The organism is Desulfococcus multivorans, from assembly GCF_001854245.1.
In the GTDB taxonomy this organism is placed as follows: domain Bacteria; phylum Desulfobacterota; class Desulfobacteria; order Desulfobacterales; family Desulfococcaceae; genus Desulfococcus; species Desulfococcus multivorans.
The window spans coordinates 1,523,992-1,547,816 of sequence record NZ_CP015381.1 but is presented as its reverse complement, the minus strand read 5'-3'; the positions used below and the strand labels follow the sequence as shown (position 1 = coordinate 1,547,816).

16 protein-coding genes are annotated in these 23,825 nt (G+C 55.5%); 6 read left to right on the top strand and 10 right to left on the bottom strand.

Annotated features, from left to right (window positions below; all coding sequences use genetic code 11):
- Positions 1-11: 11 nt before the first annotated feature.
- The 3 genes from recQ to dmul_RS06650 all read left to right on the top strand — a co-directional run bounded on the left by recQ (position 12) and on the right by dmul_RS06650 (position 6,644).
- A complete protein-coding gene (recQ, locus tag dmul_RS06660) occupies positions 12-2,249 on the top strand; it encodes a DNA helicase RecQ (protein ID WP_020876498.1) in 2,238 nt (745 codons plus the stop codon).
- Positions 2,250-2,371: 122 nt separating this feature from the next.
- The gene (locus tag dmul_RS06655; protein ID WP_020876499.1) at positions 2,372-4,762 is read left to right on the top strand and encodes a helicase HerA domain-containing protein; all 2,391 of its coding nucleotides are present in this window, start codon (positions 2,372-2,374) and stop codon (positions 4,760-4,762) included.
- 304 nt (positions 4,763-5,066) lie between these two features.
- Positions 5,067-6,644, top strand: a complete 1,578-nt coding sequence (locus tag dmul_RS06650; RefSeq protein ID WP_159449718.1) for an SGNH/GDSL hydrolase family protein — start codon at positions 5,067-5,069, stop codon at positions 6,642-6,644.
- A 130-nt stretch (positions 6,645-6,774) separates the two neighbouring features.
- Here dmul_RS06650 and dmul_RS06645 read toward each other — a convergent pair whose 3' ends face one another.
- Positions 6,775-7,740: a hypothetical protein gene (locus dmul_RS06645; RefSeq protein WP_236610082.1), complete on the bottom strand. Its 966-nt coding sequence runs from the start codon at positions 7,738-7,740 to the stop codon at positions 6,775-6,777.
- 15 nt (positions 7,741-7,755) lie between these two features.
- Positions 7,756-9,198 carry an MBOAT family O-acyltransferase gene (locus dmul_RS06640; RefSeq protein WP_020876502.1) on the bottom strand — a complete coding sequence of 481 codons (1,443 nt, stop codon included), beginning with the start codon at positions 9,196-9,198 and terminating at the stop codon, positions 7,756-7,758.
- 288 nt (positions 9,199-9,486) lie between these two features.
- Here dmul_RS06640 and dmul_RS06635 point away from each other — a divergent pair, with 288 nt between their 5' ends.
- Positions 9,487-11,328: a glycosyl hydrolase family 28-related protein gene (locus tag dmul_RS06635; protein WP_020876503.1), complete on the top strand. Its 1,842-nt coding sequence runs from the start codon at positions 9,487-9,489 to the stop codon at positions 11,326-11,328.
- Positions 11,329-11,374: 46 nt separating this feature from the next.
- Here the strand turns inward: dmul_RS06635 and dmul_RS06630 are convergent, their stop codons facing one another.
- The 4 genes from dmul_RS06630 to dmul_RS06615 form a co-directional block, all read right to left on the bottom strand.
- Positions 11,375-12,214 (bottom strand): rhodanese-like domain-containing protein, encoded by an 840-nt coding sequence (locus dmul_RS06630; RefSeq protein WP_020876504.1) that lies wholly within the window; start codon positions 12,212-12,214, stop codon positions 11,375-11,377.
- 190 nt (positions 12,215-12,404) lie between these two features.
- On the bottom strand, positions 12,405-14,495 hold the full coding sequence (locus dmul_RS06625) for a thioredoxin domain-containing protein (RefSeq protein ID WP_020876505.1): 2,091 nt from the start codon (positions 14,493-14,495) through the stop codon (positions 12,405-12,407).
- Positions 14,496-14,630: 135 nt separating this feature from the next.
- A complete protein-coding gene (locus tag dmul_RS06620) occupies positions 14,631-15,944 on the bottom strand; it encodes a M18 family aminopeptidase (RefSeq protein WP_020876506.1) in 1,314 nt (437 codons plus the stop codon).
- Entirely contained in the window at positions 15,941-16,726 is a 786-nt protein-coding gene (locus dmul_RS06615) for an endonuclease/exonuclease/phosphatase family protein (RefSeq protein WP_020876507.1), read from the bottom strand. Before dmul_RS06615 ends, dmul_RS06620 begins: the two co-directional genes overlap by 4 nt.
- A gap of 310 nt (positions 16,727-17,036) precedes the next feature.
- Between dmul_RS06615 and rfaQ the strand changes: the two genes are divergently transcribed.
- Positions 17,037-18,128 carry a putative lipopolysaccharide heptosyltransferase III gene (gene rfaQ / locus dmul_RS06610; protein ID WP_020876508.1) on the top strand — a complete coding sequence of 364 codons (1,092 nt, stop codon included), beginning with the start codon at positions 17,037-17,039 and terminating at the stop codon, positions 18,126-18,128.
- Entirely contained in the window at positions 18,129-19,043 is a 915-nt protein-coding gene (locus dmul_RS06605) for a glycosyltransferase family 2 protein (protein ID WP_020876509.1), read from the top strand.
- 138 nt (positions 19,044-19,181) lie between these two features.
- Here dmul_RS06605 and dmul_RS06600 read toward each other — a convergent pair whose 3' ends face one another.
- The 4 genes from dmul_RS06600 to dmul_RS06585 form a co-directional block, all read right to left on the bottom strand.
- The gene (locus dmul_RS06600) at positions 19,182-20,099 is read right to left on the bottom strand and encodes a lipopolysaccharide kinase InaA family protein (protein WP_020876510.1); all 918 of its coding nucleotides are present in this window, start codon (positions 20,097-20,099) and stop codon (positions 19,182-19,184) included.
- Positions 20,096-21,226, bottom strand: a complete 1,131-nt coding sequence (locus tag dmul_RS06595; RefSeq protein WP_020876511.1) for a glycosyltransferase family 4 protein — start codon at positions 21,224-21,226, stop codon at positions 20,096-20,098. The genes dmul_RS06600 and dmul_RS06595 overlap by 4 nt, the downstream gene beginning before the upstream one ends.
- On the bottom strand, positions 21,223-22,770 hold the full coding sequence (locus dmul_RS06590; protein WP_159449716.1) for an ArnT family glycosyltransferase: 1,548 nt from the start codon (positions 22,768-22,770) through the stop codon (positions 21,223-21,225). The genes dmul_RS06595 and dmul_RS06590 overlap by 4 nt, the downstream gene beginning before the upstream one ends.
- Before the next feature lie 78 nt (positions 22,771-22,848).
- A complete protein-coding gene (locus dmul_RS06585) occupies positions 22,849-23,802 on the bottom strand; it encodes a lysophospholipid acyltransferase family protein (RefSeq protein ID WP_020876513.1) in 954 nt (317 codons plus the stop codon).
- Between the last annotated feature and the right edge of the window lie 23 nt (positions 23,803-23,825).

The window sequence follows — 23,825 nt, the reverse complement described above, 5'->3', positions numbered from 1 at the left end:
AGGACGCTGTCATGGATCACGAATCCGGCATCCGATTCCCCAATTCATCTCCTGAAAAGATCTTACGCACCCGTTTCGGCTACTCGGCGTTTCGGGAACACCAGGAAGCGATCATTCGCCATATTATCCGGGGTGAAGATGCCTTCGTGCTGATGCCCACCGGTAGCGGCAAGTCTTTATGTTATCAGATTCCAGCCATGATTCGGCCGGGTGTCGGGGTGGTCGTCTCGCCCCTCATCGCCCTGATGCAAGACCAGACCGATGCGCTTCGCCAGAACGGCATCCAGGCGGCGTTTATCAATTCGACCCTGAGCCGTGATCAGATCCGCAACGTCGAAGCGGAAGCAATCTCCGGAAGGATCGATCTGCTCTACGTGGCCCCCGAACGGCTGACAACGCCCGCCTTCCTGTCGTTTCTGAGTCGCGTTCCGATATCGCTGTTCGCCATCGACGAGGCCCATTGCATCTCTCAGTGGGGCCACGATTTCCGGCCCGAATACCTGAAACTTTCCCTGCTTTCAGATCAGTTTCCAGGAGTTCCTCGAATCGCCCTGACCGCCACCGCGGATCCCGTCACCCGAAAGGAGATTATCGCAAAGCTGAATCTCGAAAAGGCTCGAAACTTCATCTCCAGCTTTGATCGACCCAACATCCTGTACCGAACGGAACCGCGACAATCGGGACTCCGGCAGTTGGTCGCTTTCCTCAAATCCAAACACGAGGGGAATTCAGGCATCATCTATTGTTTGAGCCGCCGTCAGGCTGAATCGACAGCCGCAAAGCTCCGCGACATGGGGTTCACCGCCCTTCCCTACCATGCCGGCATGGACGACGGTACGCGCCTGTCGAACCAACGGCGATTCCTGCGGGAAGACGGTGTCGTCGTCGCGGCCACCGTGGCCTTCGGCATGGGCATCGACAAACCCGATGTCCGGTTCGTGATTCATCTGGGCATGCCCCGGACACTCGAAGCGTATTATCAGGAAACGGGCCGCGCCGGACGCGACGGAGAACCGGCCGATGCGTTGCTGCTATACGGTCTTTCGGACGTGACGGCCATACGCCGGATGATCAGCGAATCGTCGGGAAGCGAACAGTTCAAACGAATTCTTTTTCGGAAGGGGGAGGCCGTTCTCAGCTACGCCGAAACGGTCCAGTGCCGCAGGCAGATGCTCCTCGCTTATTTCGGCGAAACCCTGAAGTCCCCCTGCGGTAATTGCGATGTCTGCCTCGGGAATGTCGAGACCTGGGACGGGACCCTGGCGGCCCGGAAGGCGCTCTCGTGCGTTTACCGCACCGGTCAGCGGTTCGGCGCCGAACACCTCGTCAATGTATTGCTCGGCCGGGATACAGAAAAAGTGCAGCGTTTCGGCCATAACCGGGTCTCCACTTTCGGCATCGGCACGGCGCTTTCCCGAAATGAATGGAAATCCGTCTTCCGCCAACTGGCGGCGGCGGGATACCTCTCCACAGATCCGGAGGGTGGGGGGTTCTTCCTCGCGCCCGAGAGCCGCGCCGTGTTGGTCGGTGAAGCGCACATCCGCTTCAGGAAAGACGTCGCGTCGATTCAGGAAAGACCGGAGACACCGAAACGAAAAGCCGGCCCCCCCGCCTTCAAGGACCCTGGGGACATCACGCTGTGGGAAAGTCTCCGGACCCTTCGCCTGGACACTGCCCGGGCCGCCGGTGTCCCTCCTTACGTGGTATTTCATGACGCCACCCTTCGGGAAATGATCCAACTCCAGCCCACCTCCACCGAGGAATTGAGGACGATTTTCGGCGTGGGCGAAGCAAAACTGGAACGTTACGGTGAACCGTTTTTGGCGACCATCCGAGCCCATGTGGCGATCCACGGACGAAGCATCCGGGAATCCGCGCCGGAAACGGGCGGGCGCCGGCCGGACAAGCCGCTGCCGGATGCGCTTTCAGCGACTGTCGCGGAAACCCTGACCCTGTTCGATCAGGGATGCTCGCCCGAGGAGATCGCCCGCAAGCGAAAGTTGACCCCGATGACCATCTTCGGGCATCTTGCCGCGCTCATCGAAGCCGGCCGCCTGTCCACCGACGAAGTCGTCCCCCTGCCCCTGAAGGAGCAGCAAAACATCGAATCGGTCATCAGATCTCTCCCCGAGGACCAGGCCCATCTGTTGAAGCCCGTCTACGAGAAATTCGACGGGAAACATTCTTATGATCTCCTGAAGTGTATCCGAGCGGGTCTCCTTGCCGGCCGGCACCAATCGGACGATTGAAAATGTCGTCGTTTTGGGTGCAACGGCCGAGGGACGTGATACAACCCGCGCCAGGGATGAAACACCGTCGGATAACGTCGCCTGTGAAGGTCACGAAAGCGCTTTTGCACTGAGGAAGTCTCATGAAAAAGATTTATGAAAAGCTCGGCGCGTTCTACCTCGGCCGAATCTATGACCCAAAGGATCAGTGCTGCCGGCAGGACCTGATGCTTTATGACGCCAAGGATCTTACCACCCATGCCGTCATCATCGGCATGACCGGGAGCGGCAAAACCGGCTTGGGTATCGGGCTCATCGAAGAAGCGCTCATCGACGGCATACCGGTCATCGCCATCGATCCCAAGGGAGATCTTCCCAATCTTTTGCTTCGTTTCCCAGACCTGAATGCGGAGGCCTTCCAGCCATGGATTTCTCTCGAGGACGCGGCTCGTCAAGGAATAGCGCCGGAGGCCTATGCCGCGCAGCAAGCTGAAACCTGGCGGGCGGGCCTGGCGGAATGGGACCAGGAACCCGAGCGGATCGCACGCCTTCGGGCCGCCGCCGACATTGCCGTCTACACCCCGGGCAGCACCGCCGGTCGACCGGTGAGCCTTCTGCACGAATTCGCCCCGCCCCCCGCCGGAGCGGCGGCAGACAGTGACTTTCTTCAGGAAGTGATCGCTTCCACCGTAACAGGCCTTCTGGCGCTTTTGGGCATCGATGCGAATCCCATATCGAGCCGGGAACATATTCTCCTCGCCAACATATTCGAAAACGCCTGGGCGGAGGACCGCACCCTCGACCTGGCCGGACTGATTCAAACCGTCCAATTCCCCCCATTCAATCGCATCGGCGTCATGGCCCTCGAGGCCTTTTTTCCTGAAAAGGATCGTTTCGCACTGGCCATGCGCCTCAACAACCTCCTGGCGGTTTCCGGCTTCGCGGCATGGATGGAAGGGCCGCCCCTGGATATCCCTCGTTTTCTTTACACCGACCAGGGCACTCCCCGGGCATCGATCTTCACCATCAGTCATCTGACGGAAAGCCGGCGCATGTTCTTCGTAACCTTGCTGTTGAACCGGATTATAGGATGGATCCGCTCCCAGCCGGGAACGACGAGCCTCAGGGCCATTCTCTACATGGATGAAATTTTCGGATATTTTCCGCCGGTAAGCAATCCGCCGTCCAAAAAGCCCCTCCTCAACCTGCTCAAGCAAGCCCGGGCCTTCGGACTCGGTGTCGTCCTCTCGACCCAGAATCCCGTGGATCTCGACTACAAGGGGCTCGCCAACATGGGCACCTGGTTCATCGGACGGCTTCAAACCGAACAGGACAGAGCCCGCGTGCTGGCAGGCCTGGACAGCGCCGCGGCCGTAACCGGATTCGACCGGGACCGGATGGATGGGATCCTGTCGCGCCTCGGCAAAAGGGTCTTTCTCCTCCATAACGTCCACGAAACCCGCCCGGTCATCTTCCAGACCCGCTGGACACTCTCCTATCTGAGCGGCCCCATGACGCGGGACCAGATCCGTCGGCTCACCGGCCCGGTTCCCGAAACAATACCTGAACCCATCTCGACAACGGGATCGCCTCCGCCGGCATTGCCGTCGAGAACCGCTATCCCGCCTTTGCCGCCGCCTGGGATTGATACCTATTACCTCCCCGCCTCAGGTGCGGGTGCGGGAGACCAATACCTCCCCGGCCTCATCGGCCGGATGAGCATCCATTACCGCCACCTCCGGTATGGCGTCGACCTGATCCAATCGGTAACCCTGTTCGCTCAATTCCAAAACGGCCCCGTCCCTCTTGACTGGGGCAGTGCCGTTCCGGTGGCATCTGCAGCCCTCGGCACTGTTCCGCCGGATCATGCCGAATACGCCGAACTCCCTCCCGCGGCGCACAAAACGGCCGCCTATGATAAATGGCGCAAAGACCTGTTGCGATGGGTTCGCCTTAACCGTCCCCTCACGATCTACCAGGCAACGGCGCTCAAGCTGACGAGCCGGCCGGGGGAATCTGAGAGCGCCTTCCGGATACGCGTCTCCCTGGCGGAACGGGAGGCTCGGGATACGGCGATCGAAAAACTGCGTCGAAAATACGCCGACAGGTTTGCCCGTCTCCAGGACCGGCTCATGCTGGCTGAGCAGGCCGTCGAACGGGAACGGGATCAGGTTCGCTCCCAAGGTCTTCAATCGGCCGTTTCTTTCGGTGGCGCCATCCTGGGGGCCTTTCTGGGACGAAAGGTCGCAAGCGCCGCGTCGGCCTCCCGAATGGGCACCGCCGTCAAATCCGCCGGTCGGATCCATAAGGAAAAGAAGGATGTGGATCGTGCCGTTGAACGGGCCAATGCCGTGCGGGACAAGATAGCGGCGTTGGACCTTCAGTTTCGAGACGATATCGACGCCGTTGAGAAACGTTTTTCGCCCAGGACCACCCTGCTGGAAACGGTCGCCATCGCCCCTAAACGCAACGATATCACTCTCGATATCTTCGGTCTGGCCTGGCTGGCCTGTCGACAACCTCGGAACCGGTGATTCTCGCAGCCGTCATTCGTAACGGCACACCAGCGGCCGTCTGTTCGCCGCTTAAACGGTTACAGGATTTTTTCACAACGCCCATTGCTTAACTTATAGGCATTTATAATTATTGACAAAAAATGTTTTTCTCTTTATTTACTGCCCAGGATTTCTCAATACGAAAAACCGGTTGCCAATAAGAAGTTCGACTCTTTGTTTGAAACGTCCAGCGTCCATTTTTGTTCGGGAGGATTGAATGTTGTTATCCAGGAAATATCCGGTTCAATACTTCATAAATTTCAAATTATTGAGAAGTATTATATTGATCATTACATGCATCTTTGCGGCAAGTTCCGCTGATGCACTCGTCAGAATCATGCCTCTGGGAGATTCCATTACCTACGGCATGTATACGTCTCCGGATCCAAGAACAGAGGACTATATCACCGGATACCGCCAACCGCTTTATATCGGTCTCACCGAACTCGGTTATGATGTGGATTTCGTGGGCAACCGTTTGTCGGGCAGTCTTGCGGAACCTGATTTTGACGTCAATCACGAAGGTTATGGCGGAATCTGTGCTTCAAAGGTAGCGGATGATGTATATTCCCAGTTGGTGCAAAACCCAGCCGATATCGTACTCCTGCATATCGGGACAAACTGCCTGACCACCGACACGGAAGAGGTGGAACGTATCCTGGATAACATTTATCTTTACGATATCGACATCACGGTATTTCTCGCATTGATCATCGACCGGGTGCCGCATAGCCCGGACACCTCGGCATATAACCTGAATCTTCAGGCGATGGCGTCGCAGAGAAAAGCCGACGGGGACAGCATCGTCGTTGTGGATATGGAGCATGCGCTCAATTATTCGGACGATATGGCGGACTGGCTCCATCCCAATGACGATGGATACGGCAAGATGGCTGATGCCTGGCAAAATGCCCTTGTGGATTTTTTGGGAGCCGTTGTCCCTGATCCACCGCCGCCGCCCATCGTTTCACCGTCTGTATTCGATGAAATTGTCGTTTTCGGCGACAGCCTGTCGGATAACGGCAATCTTTTCCTGATTGAAAACCAACTCCATCCTGACCCCGCCCTTTATTACCAGGGCCGTTTCTCCAACGGTCCGGTGTGGGTCGAATACCTGGCCGATTTGACACACATGAATGCACCCCTGGATGACCGGGCTCTCGGTGGGGCTCAAAGCGACGGACTGGTGCCGCCGGGTCTGATCGAACAGGTAACCTCGTATACCGCGGCCAAAGCTCTCCCGCTTTCCCATGATTCACTGTTCATCATATGGATTGGCGGCAATGATTTTTTGAACGGCAACGGCGACTTTCAGAATGCGGTGGACAACATCAACAGAGCCATGGAACGCCTGGCGGCATTGGAGGCGCAGCATATTCTGCTGTTGAACCTGCCTGACCTGGGCGCCATCCCCGACACCCTGGGCACGTCGGACGCCACGCCGGCGACTGCGTTTTCCCTCAATTTCAATGCCGAACTGGTCAAAATGATTGACCGCTTCAGTATCGATCACCCGGAGGTGACCCTCTATGAATTCGATGTTTTCTCTTTTTTTGCGGCGGTCCAAAAGGATCCTGCCGCCTTTGGATTCAGCAACGTGACCGAACCGTCGCCTAATTTTCAAATCGAAAACAATTTTGACGGCGCCGGACATCTGTTTTGGGATGACCGGCATCCGACCACCGCAATGCACGCGCTGCTCGCCGATCGGGTGTCGGCAAATCTGGATGCACACGTTCCGCCATCCTCGAATCCGGACGAAAACGACGATGGCGATCCGGTACCGCCGCCCCCCACGGATTCGGATCAGGAAGACGATGGCGGGGGATCGACATGTTTCATCAGTTCATCCCTGTGGTGAATCCTCAGACAGACCACAGGCTCCGGACATTCATCATTTGTACATCTCAACTTTCGGGATTCATGGGCCCGTACCTTCCCGGCACCTCTTTCCGGTCGCCGTCATGTGAACGTCGAAAGTTGAGTGTAGATCATTGCGGTTCAGATCGAACGCCCGTCTCCAAAGTCGGCGCCTCTCCTCGAAGAATCGGGCCAAGAGCGTTTTCAGCGAAATGCGCGATCCCGGTCTTGTTGAAGTGCATGTGATCGTAGAAAAAACGCCGATCCTGCATCGCCGTTGCAAGATTCACGTAACCGACGTGGCCTCCCCCGGCTGCAGCCGCCGAAAGCTTCCGGTCCACGGCTTTCAGTCCTGGAAAATCGGGAATCAGAAGGGGCAGCATCACGTAGGTGATCCGGCTTCCGTTTTTCAGGGCCATGGCGTTGATCCGGTCGACGAAACGGCTGTAGCGTTCGAAATTCCCCTTGCCGTAACGTTCTAAATAGTGCTGCCGGGCCTCTTCCAGTTTCGTGCGGTCGATTCTCCTCAATGTCCCCTTGGTGAGCCCTGGGCCGGCGTAACGTGAGATTCCCGCCCAGTCGTCCACCGCGATCATCTGCAGGTAGGAAAAAATCCGATCCGGGGGGTATCGGTCCAGAATCAGCTTCCAGAGAATCGAGAGTTCGAAGGGTTCGTCGCGAAGAAAAAAATCGTTGTGTTCGTTATTGATGGCGGAGAAGAAGACCCAGGGATCCACGAGGTAGAGAATGTGGTCAACGGTGTTTCCTCTGCTGTAGAAGTGAGAAAGGTGCAGTTCGGCGGGCATGAGTCCGCCCCCGCCGCCCTTGGAGAGGTTGATGACCCGCTCGCCCAGGATCGCCTCGAGCATCCGGTGATGACCGTCCCTGGAAAGCACCCGGCCTCTGGAGGTTCCCAGAATGGCGACGCCGTAATGCTGATTTTCACCCATCACGAGGAGATTCGACTCGGTGACGTCGATGTCCAGGCGGACGTCGCGCTGCCGCCCGGAGAAGAAAAGGAGAATGCCGGTCAGGATCGCGGCGTTGAGAAGGCTGAAGACCAGCACTTTGATAAAAAATTTTCTTGCCTGCATCATCAATCCGAGGTTTCATCAGAACTGGAAGTAAATAAACTCTTGCTGCACGCCGAAAATTCCCGATATCATGACCGCCCAGAGCACCGTCGTATAGATCGACCATCGAACGACGACAGGCAGTCGGGTCAAGGCGGTCTGGATCCCCGTGCGACGGTCGACCGCATCCACCGCAAAGAGGATGAGCACCAGCAGCACCGACCGAAAAAATGAGGTCAATCCGACCACCTCAACCCCAAGGTTTTCCAGATCTATCAGAAATATCTTCCCGATAACGGCAAAGGCGTCACCCACCGTGTTGGCTCGGAAGAAGATCCAGGCAAAGCAGACCATCGCAAAGGTAAGACTCGCCCGGACGGCTCGATTCATGAGGGCCCCCTCGCCGGGAAACCAACGATTCGCCAGGCGTGTCTGAAAAAATCCGGTCAGGTTCTCCAGGATCAGGTAGATGCCGTGAAGGGCACCCCAGATAACAAAAGTCCAGTTGGCCCCATGCCAGAGTCCGCTCAGCAGGAAGGTCACGAAGAGATTGGCATACCAGCGCTCCGTCGAAGCCCGTTTGCCGCCCAAAGGGATGTAGACATAGTCCCGGAACCAGGTCGAAAGGGAAATATGCCAGCGTTGCCAGAACTCCCGGATCGACTTGGAAAAGTAAGGCCGCCGAAAGTTTTCCATGAGATCGTAGCCCATGATCCTTGCAGCCCCCCGGGCCATGTCGGTGTAGCCCGAGAAATCGCAATAGATCTGCACGGCAAAGAAAAATGTGGCCGTCATGAGGGGCAGGCCCTGGTAGTCATCCACATGGTTGTATACACGATTGACATAGACCGCCAGATGATCGGCCACCGCCACCTTCTTGAAAAGCCCCCAAAGCATGAGACGCAGGCCGCCCACCACCCGATCATAGTTGAATGCGTATCGTTCCCGGAATTGGGGCAGAAGATGATGGGTACGCTCGATAGGGCCGGCCACCAACTGGGGCCAGAATGCGACATAAAGCGCATAAATTCCCAGATGTCGTTCAGCCGGAATCCGCCCTCTGTAAACATCGATGGTGTAGCTCAGGGTCTGAAAGGTGTAGAAAGAAATCCCCACCGGCAACAGCACATGGAAGAGGGGCGCCTCATAGAAAATGTTCCATGTCTGTAGGACCCCGGTCACGGACCGACTCAGAAAATTGAAGTACTTGTAGAAAAAGAGAATGCCAAGGTTACAGAAGAGGCTGAGCCACAGGTATTTCCGACGCCCGCGCCGATCGGGAATCTTCGACATTCGGAGACCGGCAACGTAGTCGACGGCGGTGGAAAACATGATGAGAAGGACGTATTCGACCTTCCAGCACATATAAAAATAGTAACTCGCCGCCAACAGCATCATCCAGCGGAAGCGATGGGGGATCGCGAAATAGAGGCCGACAACGACGATAAAGAAGACGGCAAACTGAAGAGAATTGAATAGCATGGCCGTTTGAGAGGGTTATCGATTAACCGGGCCTTCCCCACATTGTTCCTGACGAATCGTCCGATCTGCGGAGCACGGATCCATTGGTCAGGGGACTATAAAAGGTTGCCGTGCACGCGTCAAACGGAAAATTGCCGAAAATCCGGATTTTTTTATCACTACCGACAAAATGACGCGCGCATCGACGGCGGTGTGCTCCGAAGTTGACAGCAGGTCCTGAATATGCTCTTTTTAAACTCAAGTACCGGAAAACAACCGCTCGTCTTTCGAAGATTCGGAGCAAAAGATATGACATCGCCCCGCCTCACCGTTCAAAAGCCCTGTGCAATCATCGTCTTTCTGATCGTTGTCATGGCCGGATCCCTTTCAGGGTCGGATCCCGCTCCGGAAGATTCGACTTCCGGCAAACCGGTCATGGACAAGGCCGCGGGTCACGCCTGGATACCCGCCGACTGGACGGCCTATCAGCGCATCGGCGCGTCCGGATCCGGTCTGCCCGATTTTTCCCGCGCCGGATATGCCATGGGTGACCGGCCTATTCCCCATGTTTCGGGACCCGTGTTTGACGTAACCGAACAACGCTTCGGCGCCGTTCCCGGAGACGATCGGGACGATACGGCGGCGATTCAGGCCGCCATCGATACGGCCGGCGCGGCCGGCGGCGGGGTTGTTTTTCTGCCTCGAGGGCGATTCGACATTCGCCAAACCGGAAACGCCCCTTACCTCCGCATCACCCGCGACCAGGTGGTCCTCCGCGGTCAGGGCGACGGAACTGACGGAACCGTCCTGTTTCTCGGCTCGCCCGGCCCTGCTGGAACGGTCCGCCGCCTGGGAAGCGTTCCCGCGCTTAAAGAGCCGCGCAGCGGAGCGGCCGTGGCGGTAATCGGACCTGAAAACCGGGAATTTCTCGCCCGCTACATCAGCGATCTGCGGCGGGGTGAGCGCCAGGTGGCTGTTTCGGATACGAGTCGCCTCTCGGTGGGTCAGAGCGTCGTCGTCGAATTCGAGGATCCCCTTATCGACACCCGGAACCCCCATCCGAAAAAAGCGGACCTTCCCGTCCAGCTGACCCACCCTTTCCGCCTCACCGCCGATCAGACCGACACCTTCGGCAAAACCGCCCGCCGTCTCACCTGGATTGTCCGGATTGCACAGATCGTGGACGCACACACCGTCCGCCTGACCAACCCGGCCCGATTCGATCAGTGGCTGCGCTACCAGCCTCGGATATACGCTTTCAGGGGCGTTTCAGGCGTCGGCATCGAAAATCTCAGGATCGAAAGCCGGTGGCCGGGGAACTATCGACACCACAAACCCCATGTGGGAACGGACGGCGCCGTCATCCGCACGGCACGGGAGCAGGACTATCTCTGGAACGGCCTCTGGATGAGCTACGCTCTGGACGGATGGGTTCGAAACGTCACCTTCAAGGACCTGACCCAGGGTATTATCATCAGCCATTCGACGAACCTGAGCGTCCAGGACGTTCGCTTCGATGGGCTCGACGCCCACGCGGGTATCACCATCGGTCGAAGCAACGACGTCCTGGTCTCCGGTGCGGATTTCTTCGCCCGGATGGTCCACCCGGTAACCCTTACCATGATGGCCTCGGGCAATGTCGTAACCGACTGCGAAATCCATTACGACGGTCGGGACGACGAAACGGCCACGGATGCCGTCATCGATTTCCACGGCATATTTCCCTTCGAGAACCTGTTCGATTGCCTGCGAGGGTTTTATGTCTGCCCGGGCGGGGATATGAGCGTTCTGCCGCATGCAGGAGTCCGGAACGTTTTCTGGAACATCGAGGCCCCCCGACAAATGCGCTGTTATGGGCAAAACACCGACGGCGAATTCGTCTGCACCTACGCCTATCAAGGCACCTCGTCGGGTACGCCCCGAACCATGCACGAACATCTCCCTCAAGCCTTCTTTATCGGCATCCGAAGGTCGGGCGGCAATCCGATCACCATCGGCGGAAGCATCCTGGATCGCAAAAACGAGTGGCTCAGCGTGGAGGGCCTCAACCGCCCGGGAATCGCCATCCCCTCCCTCTATGAAGCCCAGCGTGCCGGCTTCTCCAGAGAACGTCGGGAAATGGACCCGGTTTCAGAAGCCCGGCGGAATTGATGGCTGAAGGCATCCGCGGCCTCACCATCAAGACGCCCCGAGGCCATCAGGTTTCGGCGCAAAGGGAGACGGCCTCGCCGAGCATGCGCATATGCCCCTTTTCCGCCTGGGCAATTCGCCAGAAGGCATCCCGGGCCGCTGAATCCTCGCTTTTCAGGGCCATGGTCCGGTAGAGGTCATAGGCCGAATACTCGATGGTCATAGCGAACTCCATCAAGGCCATACAAGAATCGCGACGTCCATGTTCCAGTCTGTCCACTTGATCAATCGCGGTTTTCAAGTCTCTGCCGCCTTCCAGAATTTCGCCCCCGAGGCTCTCGAAAAGCGCCTCAAAGGACGATTTGGACGCGGCGACACGCTCCCAGAAGCGATAGATCGTTCGGGCATGTCCCTTTTCCGCCGCTGACAGGTCTTTCATGGTGTCGATAAAAGGCGCATCCCCGAATTTTTCCACAGCATAGGCGTAGAATCGAAAAGCACCCTTCTCGAGGTTCATGGCGATCATCAGAAGTTCCGCGGAGCTTCTCTCCCTGTCGAAGACCTGTACCCGGGGGTAATCCGGAAGCATTCGACCGTCCCATGCCATGAGGCCGCCATCGAGATGGTAGACGCCCCCCCTCGTCACCTCCGCTTCGGCCGCGAGGTCGGCGGCAAAGGCCGATCGACCTCCGCTGTGACAATAGAACACCAATTCCCGATCGTTCGGCAGGTCGAACACGCGAGCATGCAGATCCATGAGGGGGAAAAGGCTCGCGCCGGGAATATGCCCCTCGGCATATTCAAAGGGCTGCCGCACATCAACCAACAGATAATTCTCTTCATCCCATTTGGCCATCAAGTCCTTCAGCTGATCGGGGGTCAGGGCCTTGACCTCGGGTTCATCCATCTACCTTTCTCCTCTCCTCCCCTGTTGTAACTCAACTTTCGACTTTCATACAGGCCGGTGCCGGGAGGATACGGCCCGGCACCTCTTTCCGGTCACCAGCATGAAAGTCGAAAGTTGAAGTTGTAACTGACCATCGCCGGATGCAATGTTATCCGCGCTCATCGACATATCCCAGGCGGCCGGCCGCCTCCTATACATCAGACGCACCCCGCCGCGCTCCCTTTTTGAGAAGACGGGGATCCGTTATCGGCCAATTGCAGGCGCCATCGCTGCAGACATACGCCGTCGCCCGACCGTCCACCATATCGAGCGGTTTGGTAAATTCGGCCACCCCCTTCAAACGAACGGCATTTTCCCGACTCTTGTAAAGCACCGTCTCGTGGGGGGAATAAGCATCGTCCAACACCGCCAACATTTCCCTGGTGCTTGCATCATCGCCTCCCACCACCACGACGTCGCGGCCGGGTCGGATGAGCATGGCCATACCCAGAAGATAATGGGTAAAGGCGGACGGATTGGCCTTGACGGAGCCCGCGAAGGCTCGGGACAGCAGATCCGCACATTCCGCCCAACGCACGTTTCCGGTAAGCCTGAACAGGAGCGTCAGGTTTGTCAGCGACACGGAATTGGCCGACGGCACTGCCCCGTCATAGAGTTCCCTGGGGCGAACAGGGAGATCCTTTTCGGTCTCGGCGGTCAGGAAAAAGCCCCCGTTGTGGGCATCCCAGAAATCGTCGAGCATCTGCTTCTGAAGTCGGAGGCCCCACTCCAGGTGGCCGGGATCAAAGGTGGTGCGATACAGCGCCAGAAGACCCCAGATTAAAAAGGCGTAATCGTCGGCCTGGGCGGCGATGCCCGCCTCTCCGTTACGATAGCGATGCAGAAGCCGCCCTTCCGGGGTCGTCATGTACGCCTCGATGAACCGAACGGCCTTTTCTGCGGCCTTTGCATATTCAGGCTTTCCCAAAATCCTGGCCCCTGTGGCCAGGGCGGCGATCATGAGCCCGTTCCAGTCAGCCAGAATCTTGTCATCTTTCAGGGGATGGATTCGCTTCTCCCGATGGGCGAACATTTTGAGCCGGATGTCCTCCCACCTTGCGGTCATCGCAGCTTCGTCCACCTCGAGAATCTCCGCCCAGGATGCCATGGATCGGGTCAGGTGAGGGATGTTGGCACCGGAACGACGGCCGGTGGCTTCCTCCGCAAAATTGCCGTCCGCCGAAAACGACAGAACCTTCCCCCAAATATCGGCTGCATCCGGTCCCAGGATCGACGCGAGTTCGGCCGTCGTCCAGACATAGAAACGTCCCTCCTCGCCTTCGCTGTCAGCGTCTTCCGCAGCATAAAATCCGCCACCGTCTGCCGTCATATCCCGCAGCACGTAGGTAAAAACCTCCTCCGCCGTTCGAGAGAACGCGGCATCACCGGTCAGTTGAGCGGCCTCGAGGTAGGCTATGGCCAGAAACGCCTGATCATAAAGCATTTTTTCGAAATGAGGGACAATCCATCGGGCATCGGTGGAATACCGGTGGAATCCGAACCCCACGTGATCCCACACCCCGCCCCGACGCATGGCCGCAAGGGTTTTTGCGACCATATCGAGGGATTTCCGGTTTCCCGTCAGGTAGTGGTGGCGCATCAGGAAAAGGAGCCGATGGGGCGTGGGAAATTTCGGGGGCGGGTTGAACCCGCCGTTTTGCTCGTCAAAGCTTTTTTCCATCTGAAGGGCGGCGTGGTTCAATGCCGGCAGGGCTACAGGCTCATCGGCCGTAAAAACGAAGGCCTGTCCCAGGCGGCCGGTCACCATGCCGGCCGAATCCAGAATCCGGCTCCGATCCGAAAGCCACATCTTCCGGACATGCCGGCAGAGTGCCGTCAGCCCCGCATGTCCAAGGCGGGATTCCCTGGGAATATAAGTGCCCGCGAAAAACGGCCGTTTTTCCGAAGTCATCAGAATGGTCAGGGGCCACCCGCCCTTTCCCGACAGCATCTGACAGGCGGCCATGTACACGGCGTCAATATCCGGTCGCTCCTCCCGGTCCACCTTGATGCAGACAAAGGTCTCGTTCAGCAGCGCGGCTGCCGCTTCGTCCTCGAACGATTCCCTTTCCATGACATGGCACCAGTGACATGTAGCGTATCCGATGGAGAGAAAAATCGGTTTGTCCTCATCCCGGGCTTTTTGGAACGCCGCCTCGGACCAGGGATACCAGTCCACCGGATTATGGGCGTGCTGAAGCAAATAAGGGCTTTTCTCATGAATAAGTTGATTGACAGACATGGCTCCTCCTCGGTTCCATCAGCCGCATTCCGATAACCAATCGGTGTCTCTCGAAAAAATATAGGGACGTCATGGCGACGGCGCAACGGCGGTCCGTTTCGACCTTTGGATCGCGAGGGCATGAAACCCGGCGGTCTATGCCGGAGCCGAGAGATCCTCCGTCTGAAAAAATGCATGAATCACACGGAAAAGGTGGTAGCCGTCATGGGCTCCGGCGGTCTCCCGAATGGAGTGCATGGCAAAAATCGGGACGCCTGCATCCACGGTTCTCACACCGATCCGGGTAGCCGTAAGCGGCCCGATCGTACTGCCGCAGGCCAGGTCGCTGCGCATCACAAAATCCTGGACCGGGATCTCCAAACGATGTGCTACGCAGCGGAACACCGCCGCTGTTTCACTGTCGGTGGCATATCGCTTTCCGGCGTTGATCTTGACGACAGGCCCGCGGTTAAGCAATGGGCCGTGGTTGCCGTCGTATTTTCCGGTATAATTGGGATGAATGCCGTGGGCAGCGTCTGCCGAAACCATCATGGAACGGTCCAGCGCCCGAAGGCGGTCTTCCGGTGCGGGCAGAATTCGTGTCAGCAACGCCTCCAGGAAGGTTCCCTGCGCCCCCGTCGTCGATGCGCTCCCCACCTCTTCATGGTCGTTGCACACCAGAAGAGCCGGCTGCTTCCCGGAAGACGCCAGAAGTGCCGCGAGGCCGGTGTAACAGCTGAGGAGGTTGTCCAACCGTGCGCCGACGATAAAATCGCGGTTTAAACCTGCCAAAGCCGGGGGGTGCGTATCATAAAGACTGATCTCGAAATCAAGAACCTCGACGGCATCGAGGGTCGGATCGGCTCTCTTGAGGCGGTCAAGCAGAATGTCCCGGAAGAAGAGATCGCTCCGGGCGTCCTCGTCCATCTGCAACAGGAGCGGCGGCAGTTCCTCCTGGGGATTGACACTCTTGTCCTTGTTCGCTTCCCGATCCAAGTGGATGGCCAGACTGGGGATGACAGCCACCGGATCTCCAAAATCGCACAAGACGTTTTTGATGGTTCCGGCGGCGGTGAGAACCGTTACCCGACCTGCCAGGGAGAGATCCCGATCGAACCAGGGATTGAGCAGGGCCCCGCCATAAACCTCAACCCCCAGTTGCAGAAAAGAATGCCGGAGCATCTCGGGTCGGGGTTTGACCTTGAGGCAGGGACTGTCGGTGTGGGCGCCGACCATGCGAATCCCGCTCCGGGGCCAGTCCAGACCCCCCGCCGTAAAGGCAATCAGCGCCGAATCATTGCGTGTAACGTAGTAACGCCCCATCTTCTCGAGCTTCCAAGCGTCTCCTTCCCGCAGACGGACATATCCATATCCATCCAGCATTTCGACCATTTGGGCCACGGCATGAAAAGGAGTCGGTGAATGTTTAATGAATTTGAGGAGGTTACGGTTGAACACGTTCTCTTTCATCGGATCCCTCCCACGGCTTGTAGCGCCGCGGGACGGCAGCTGTCGATGCCCGCCACTTCGAAATCCCAGATAAGGGGCGCATGATCGGAAAGACGTACTGCGGGAATCTCGAATCCCGTGGTATGAATTTCAGGGCTGTGGAAAATGAAATCCAATTGCTTTCGGGGAGCGCGGCTGGGATAGGACGGTTCCGCCAGACCGTTGGCGGTCTTCAGGTTCGTTGCAGCCAGGAAAAGCTGAAGTTCCCTATCACCCCAGAAGGCATTGAAATCGCCCGCCACGATCACCGGCTGGTCCACGGCCCGCACCATGGCATACAGCTCCGCCAGCTGATACTGCCGGTGACGGAATTTCAAAGAGAGGTGCACCAGGAAAACCACGACATCCTCAAGCCCCACCTCGATCACCAGGCGCTTGACGCCGACGCTGAAGTAATGACATCGGCGGTAGCGAAAGGCCTGATTCAAAAGGACGGCGTTGCCCTGCTTGTTGAGGACCGGCACCTTCTGTGCCATTGATTGTTCAAAATACTTGGATTCGAAGACATGATGATAGTTGAGTCCGTAAGCAAGCCTTTCGGCCTGATTGCCGTTGCCCGACCGAAACGAACCGCTGTCCACCTCGACCAAACCGACGATATCCGGATCGACCGACCGGATGAAATCTGAAATCTGCTCGAGGTTTTTTCCGGTGTTCTTGAGGTGTCCGGCGAATGGAAACGGAAAATGAAGTCGCGTCCCAACGCCTGTGCCGTAAGCGATGTTGTATAGGAGAAAACGCATGGATGTCCTTTTCGAAAACTGAACGAGAGACCAAAACCAAACCTTACCAAACAAATTATTATAACCCATTCACTCGATTAATCAATCTTTTGCGGACCGGTTTTGCAGAGCAGTTCGATATTTTCCTTGACGATTGCCCGCAAGCCGGTTAACAAACCCCACCAAAACAGTGAGCTTTTCAAATCAGGGCATGCAATACCTCAACAGACGAAAACCGGAAAGGCGGCTCAAAAAAGAATTCGGAAACCGGGAATCTTTTTTTCGTTTGTTGCATCCTGATGACGAATCGTGTGGTATATATTGCTAATATATGGCCCATCTTTTTCAAAAAACGGATCCGATATCGCCTCGCCAAAAACGAAAGATACGGGATATCCTCCTCATCAAGATGCGGTATATCGGTGATACCGTTCTCGTCACGCCCCTCATCGACGCCATAAAAGCTCACATTCCCCACGCCAGAATTCATTTGCTGGTCAATAAAAGCGTTGAAGATATCGTTGTGGATCATCCGAGCCTGTATCAGGTTCATGTCTTCGATTATGGGCGGACCAACAGATCGCTTGGATATCTCTTTCGCTTTTTGCGGCGATTGATCCAAAACCGGTTTCAGTTGGTCATCGATCTGACCCGAAACGATCGTTCGGCACTTATCACGATATTGAGCGGCGCCCGTTACCGTCTGGGATATGACGGTGCGATTTTTCCGAAAAATCTGGTCTATACCCACACGGTCCCGTACTATTTCGGACAGGTCCATACCGTCGATCACCATCTGTCTATGGGAGAACTTCTGGGATTTCATCATGCATCCCCACACCCCAGACTGCCGGTCTCCGCAGATCGCATCGGCATTGTCATGCAGCGGCTCAAGCAAGCCGGGATGCGGCTGGATGCGCCCTACGCCGTAATTCATCCTGGCGCCAGACGTTGGTATAAGCGTTGGCCGGAGGAACGATTTGCCGAAATCGGGGATCGTCTGTTCCAAAGCCTGAACCTTCAGGTTGTGCTTTCCGGAGGTTCGAAAGATGCGAAAACATGCCGCAGGATTGAAAATCTCATGACCGCCCCGTGTGTCAACACGGCAGGACGTCTTCCGTTGGCGGATCTGCCGGCATTGATTCGACAGGCCGGCATTCTTATCGGCAACGATTCATCTCCCATCCACATCGCAACTGCCGTCAACACGCCCAGCGTATCCCTTTTCGGTCCCACCCAATGGGAAGCCTGGCGCCCAAGACGACGCCATGACATCGCCATTGCAGCGGTCTTCCCTTGCCGACCCTGCGGCCACTCGCGTCCAGACTGCCCCCACGGCTCCGACTACTGCATGAACGTGATAACGGTCGACCGTGTCTGGGCCGCGGTGAAAAGCATCATTGAACAACTGCAGGAGTCGTAAATGAAAAGTGTGACGGTAATCATCCCGACCTTCAACCGATGGCCGTTTATCTGCTCGGCTGTTGACTCCGTATTGGCGCAAACGTATACCCGAACGCATTGTATCATTGTTGACGATGCCTCCAGCGACAATACGGCGGAACGGCTTCGGGAGATCTATGCTCAACGGATCCGGATCGTTGTTCAAAAGATCAATCGCGGACCATCCGCCTGCAGAAACATCGGTGTGGAAGCAAGCCGCAGCGACTGCATCTGTTTCCTCGACTCCGATGATATGCTGGAACCCAATGCTGTTGCGTCAAGAGTGTCCCTGTTGAACGAGAGACCCGGGGAAATTACGGCGTCCTTTGGGCTTTTGAAACCCGTGAGATCGACGCATCATCCGCTGCTGCGTGAAAAAAATCGGGGAGATGAATTACGCCTTTCACAATACCTTGAGAACAAGAGTTGGTGCCACAATAACGGATTCCTGATCGACAGGGATGTGTTCTTACACACGGGGATGTACAATCCACGGCTGCGCAATAAGGAGGATATCGAACTGCTGATACGGCTTCTGCATCGACACCCCTTCAGGTATTGCGGGGAGGAAATCGGAACCGTCCGCAATGTTTGCGGCGAAAAGCGGGCGAGAAACGACTACCGGCAAATCATCGATCAGGGTATGCTCTTCTCGAGCATCATCGCCGATTCTCCAGTTCTGATGACGCAGTTGAGCGCATCGGATTTACGATCATTTATCTGTTCCGATGTAGAAGAAGCACTTCGGGCGCTCTATAAATCTCATAAATACAAAGCGTTTCGCTCTTTTTACACAAAAGCGGCAAGGATGGGGTACATCCGGGACAAGAAAAAGTTCCGCAGAAGGTACCTGGCCGCCTATCTTCAAGATATCCGCCATCGGTATGAGCGATAACAAGAAGCCCTTCATCGAGTGCTGCCGCATTGAAGATTCTGTACTCAACTTTCGACTTTCATAGGCCGGTGCCGGTCAACATCATGAAAGTCGAAAGTTGAATTCTGTAAAAATTCAACATCCCGATTGCCGGGGCGATCATAGAGCCGTGCCGTCCTTGGCCGACTTTCCCTCCTGATGACCGGCCTTTTCGCGCCGAATCCGATTTTTTAGGGTGTGACGACGGATGCGCTCGATTTTTTTCATGATCCAGCAAAGTTGAAACCGGCTCCAGAGCGAGAGTCGATTCACGCCTTTGTAGTCCATCAACAATTTCAGCCGGTCTTCCTTTGAAAAGAGCGTTTCAGGAAGGGTGTAGTTCAGTTCCGCAAGGGTTTTGACCATCCATCGAAACCGTTGCCATCGGCGGCGGTCGACGCGTTGAAGATCGAACAAGGCTATTTTCGGCAGGCCGTCTGCGGCTTCAGGGCCGACCAGAACATGCGTGGCATTGAAATCCCGGTGATTGGCGCCGGCCTCATGCATGCGACGGGCGGTTTTGGCAACGGCCTCGATCAGCTTACGCTTATAGTGGCTTCCCGTTTCGCCCCGCAATCGATTCGGATGCAATTCCATCAACTGCTCAAGCGCGATATAGGGCTCAAAACTTTCCGTGACCAGAAAGGATCGATATTTAAACATCCCGACCCGGCGTTCACCTGCCGCGACCGGGGTGACGGTTGCCAGACCGTGTTGTCGAAAATCACAGAGATTTTCAAATTCCGTCATACCCGATGAAGCCCCCGCACGCCTGATGCCGATGCGCGCCAGCGCCCCGATGTCCGGGGATTCCGTTTCATGGCGCTTGAGATAAAATACACGCCTACGCCCTTGCCAGGGGAGTTCAAAACGAATGACCCGCCTTTCAGGAATACGCTTCAAGGTTTTACCAAAAGGATAATTGTAGAGGTCATCAAAACCCGCAAGATTGGTTTTCTCAAGGATATCCTGATAGTTTTGATTAATGATGATCCCGCGGGAATACATTCGTGTGACAGGCGCTTTTTCCGGTGTCATCCTCTTTTTGCCTCGCGAACGTGATGATAAAGCTGAATCAGTCGATCCATGGATCGTTCGGAAGTAAACCGCGCCGCAGCCGAAGCCGCCTGTTCACTCATCCATTTTCTATCGTCACGGGTCATGAACACCTTCAGACGATATGCGAGTTCACGGGCTTCCCACGTCTTGAGTACATATCCGGTCATGTCGTCCTTTATAATCTCGGCAGCGCCGTTGCTTTGTGTGGTGATAACCGGGGTGCCGCAAGCCAGAGCCTCCAGACAGACATTGGCGAATGCATCATATCGGGTCGGCAGTACAAAGATATCCGCGGCACGGTAGTAGTGTTCAGGATCCGAAACCCTCCCCAAAAATATTACCTGATCCCGAATACCCAGTTTTTCCAATCTTTTTTCGTAGACCTTTACCGGGTCGCCGCCTGCGACCATAACGCAGACATCCTTTTGCCCCAGGACGGCAACGGCTTCAAACAGCATTTGAAGCCCTTTCAATCTGAAATTATTGCCTGCAAAAAAAACAATTCGTTTTTGAGGATCGATACCGTGACGATTCCTGATTTTCCGGCGGGAGTCGGCTCTGTTTTCAGGAGAAAACCTGTTCCTGTCCACACTGTTGTAAATGACATGTATCTTCTCCGGCGGAACATTGTAGTATGCCGTGATCTGGTTTCTGACCAGTCTGGAATTCGTCACCACAAATCGACATCCCCCTTTCAGGAAAATCCGATTTTCAAGCAACGCCAGTATCCTGCGACGCGGTCCGGCGGACTTGAATCGTCGCACCCATGGATTGGGATATTTCTGCAGCATCTGAACCGGATTGATACCGTCGGATGCCCTGAAAATATCCTGCTGCCATATTCTTTCCATGCTCTGCAGGACATCCAAGGCCACCTGACCGCTGATTTTGGCAGCCATCATCCCGAAGCTGAGATTTTTGACAGGCGACGAGAAAGGGATCATCGGTACGCGATGAAAGACCACGCCTGGAATATCGTTCCATTCGGCGGCAAAAACATGGACTTCATGCCTCAGTTCCATCAAAGACCGGCTGAGGTCAATGGTATATTTCTCGAGCCCTCCGCCATTGAAAACAAACCGGCGACATACCAGACCGATTTTCATTGCCTCACCTCATAAAGGATCAAATCCCCCTCGCGCGCCGAGGACCACTGCCTCAGTTTCTGGAATTGCCCCTGTCTTTCGGGCAGCAGTGTTTCAGGATAACCATTTTGCCAGGCCTTTTCGTTCCACACAAAATAATCAAATCCGTGTGACAGCACAAAGACGAGAGACGCTCTATCGGATTGCTTCAAAATACTGATGCCGTCCTCAAAACAAGGCGCTCCCGGATAATTCCGGTTGGCATAAAAATGGACGGCGCGAAGTTCCTTAAAATTTCCTGCAACGGAAACCACTCTTTGATTTTTCTCTTTTTGTGCAATGAATTCACCGATCTCGGAGAATATCAACTTTTCCGTGTCATAATTGGCACGCAGGATCTTGGGAACGAATACCGCAAGAACAATAACACACATCAGGATGTGTGCCTTTTTAGGCGTCAGCTTGAAATACGTGCTCAACGCCGATGCCGAACAGGAAACCCCCGCACCCAGAAACACGAAGGCCGGAAAAAGAAACAAGGCTATAAAGCGGTCGGTCATGGACCAATTATAGACAATCTGCATGTACAGCACCATCAGGGCGGCAATGGACAGCGCAGCAAGAAAAATGAGCCGTCGATCCCGCAAAATCTCATGACGCCAGACAACTATTCCCGAAATCAGAATGATGAAAAACAGATAGAAAAGGGTCTCTGTAATCTGGACCATCAGGATGGCGAACGGCAGGAACCAGACCAGGTGTCGCACCCAGTCGAAAAAATAGGGGCTTATGGGCGTTGGATTTTCACGAACCAACGCTGTAAGATGATCTCTGATTTCTCGATATTTTGACAAAAACTCCCCGGGACGCGTCAGAAGCCGTTCGGGTTTCAACACATCCATCGTCTCGATGCCCGCTACCTGAGAATACAGTATACCGGCCGCTGCGGCAACAATATAAGGGCTGAAAAAAATAAAAAGATCCCGCCATTTTTCAGGTCGACATGAAAATATGAGATAACAGGCACTCGCCAATATAAAAAGGCATCCCTCGATTCGAGCCCATGCACCCATCAAAAAGCAGATACTGCTGATGAATAACCCCATTGGTCTTCGATGTTCGATATGTCGCAAAAAGAAGTATAGCCCAAAAAGAGAAAAACACCAGTAGGTGGGGTCTCTTAAAACATCCCGGCTCAACCATACAAAAACCGGCAGCAGCGCAAATATGAGAAGGGTTATCGATGCAGTGGGTTCGACAAAAAATCGTCTCAGTATCCAGTATAACGGCAACAGCGAGAGCGTCCCGAAAAAAAGAGAGGTCATTTGTCCGGCAATCACCCACTCTCCAAACAAAGAGAAGGCAGCGGCCACAAAAACAGGATAACAGGACACGTTGTCATAGCAGGAGAGCAGTTGGTCAAAGTCTCTGAAGTAAAGGGCTCGCGCCTGCTGTACATATAAAAAGCCGTCCGAACTGATCAGAGGATCCATCCAGTAGAGATAGGCGCGAGCGAGAAGCCCCGCAAAGAGTGCCAGGAATCCCATCATGGACGGACGATGCACTGAAGGCCTATCCGGCGACAACGGCACAAGGCGTCCGGAATTCATGGTAGCGGAATCGATATTGAAAGTGGCCATATTTCAATGATCGGATGGTTTCTGCAGGGGCAGTTCGCAGAATGGACGCGTATTCCATCGTCTGTGCAACCATCCAAACCATTGGTCCGGGTATTGTCGTACGATTTCTTCGATTGCCCTGGTGTATGCCTCGGTGTTGATTTCGATATCCTTTATCTTATCACCCGTTCGCGTCAGCGGAATTTCCGGCCATATCTCTGCCGTGTACCCATTTTCATCCCGTCTCAGAAACAGAGGAATCACGGGCGCGCCGGTTTTCAGCGCCAGCAGCGCCAGCCCCTTGTTCGTACATGCCGGCATGTTGAAGAACGGGATAAACACCCCTTCCCGGCACGCGACATTCTGATCCATCAACAACCCCACCAGTTCGTTGCGTCCCAAGCTGTTCAATATCTTGCGAAACCCTTTTTTCTTGGGAATCATGTCGCCGCCGAAACGGGTTCTCAACCGGATGACGACGTTCTCCAGGGGAGAAAAATCCATGGGGCGGTATACGATTCTGAATGGATATCCCAATAAGGCACCGATGACGGTTAAAAGCTCCCAGTTTCCAAAATGCGCTGTGAGGACCAGAACGCCCTTTCCTTTCTTGTGGGCCTCCCGCATATGATGTCGTCCTTCGATCCGGAAATGGCGAAACAGCGCCGGCTGATCTTTCGTCAGAGACCAGCAGACTTCCATGAAAACAAGCCCCAGATTTTCAAATACCTTTCGGCAAAGGGACAGAATTTCAGCATCCGACATCGCATCACCATAAGCCGACAGCAGATTTTTAAAGGCAATCCGCCTGTGACGCGAATCACACCTCAGGATGATGCGACCTAACATTCTGCCGGTGTTGATGCGGATGTAATCCGGCAGGGCACCAATGCATCCGGCGGTATGCCAGATGAAAGACGTGATCCCACTGCTGAAAACGCCGTTCGCTATCCTGTAAAATTTTTGGACCATGGACATGCTTCTTCCCTTCCAGCGGCTCG

What these genes read in the sequence shown, in the direction of transcription:
- dmul_RS06630 (WP_020876504.1), bottom strand. Translation starts at nt 12,214, where the DNA reads ATGGATGAACCCGAGGTCAAGGCCCTGACCCCCGATCAGCTGAAGGAC.
- dmul_RS06595 (WP_020876511.1), bottom strand. Translation starts at nt 21,226, where the DNA reads ATGAAAATCGGTCTGGTATGTCGCCGGTTTGTTTTCAATGGCGGAGGG.
- rfaQ (WP_020876508.1), top strand. Translation starts at nt 17,037, where the DNA reads ATGGCCCATCTTTTTCAAAAAACGGATCCGATATCGCCTCGCCAAAAA.
- dmul_RS06625 (WP_020876505.1), bottom strand. Translation starts at nt 14,495, where the DNA reads ATGTCTGTCAATCAACTTATTCATGAGAAAAGCCCTTATTTGCTTCAG.
- dmul_RS06615 (WP_020876507.1), bottom strand. Translation starts at nt 16,726, where the DNA reads ATGCGTTTTCTCCTATACAACATCGCTTACGGCACAGGCGTTGGGACG.
- dmul_RS06605 (WP_020876509.1), top strand. Translation starts at nt 18,129, where the DNA reads ATGAAAAGTGTGACGGTAATCATCCCGACCTTCAACCGATGGCCGTTT.
- dmul_RS06655 (WP_020876499.1), top strand. Translation starts at nt 2,372, where the DNA reads ATGAAAAAGATTTATGAAAAGCTCGGCGCGTTCTACCTCGGCCGAATC.
- dmul_RS06640 (WP_020876502.1), bottom strand. Translation starts at nt 9,198, where the DNA reads ATGCTATTCAATTCTCTTCAGTTTGCCGTCTTCTTTATCGTCGTTGTC.
- dmul_RS06635 (WP_020876503.1), top strand. Translation starts at nt 9,487, where the DNA reads ATGACATCGCCCCGCCTCACCGTTCAAAAGCCCTGTGCAATCATCGTC.
- dmul_RS06620 (WP_020876506.1), bottom strand. Translation starts at nt 15,944, where the DNA reads ATGAAAGAGAACGTGTTCAACCGTAACCTCCTCAAATTCATTAAACAT.
- dmul_RS06645 (WP_236610082.1), bottom strand. Translation starts at nt 7,740, where the DNA reads ATGATGCAGGCAAGAAAATTTTTTATCAAAGTGCTGGTCTTCAGCCTT.
- dmul_RS06585 (WP_020876513.1), bottom strand. Translation starts at nt 23,802, where the DNA reads ATGTCCATGGTCCAAAAATTTTACAGGATAGCGAACGGCGTTTTCAGC.
- dmul_RS06600 (WP_020876510.1), bottom strand. Translation starts at nt 20,099, where the DNA reads ATGACACCGGAAAAAGCGCCTGTCACACGAATGTATTCCCGCGGGATC.
- recQ (WP_020876498.1), top strand. Translation starts at nt 12, where the DNA reads ATGGATCACGAATCCGGCATCCGATTCCCCAATTCATCTCCTGAAAAG.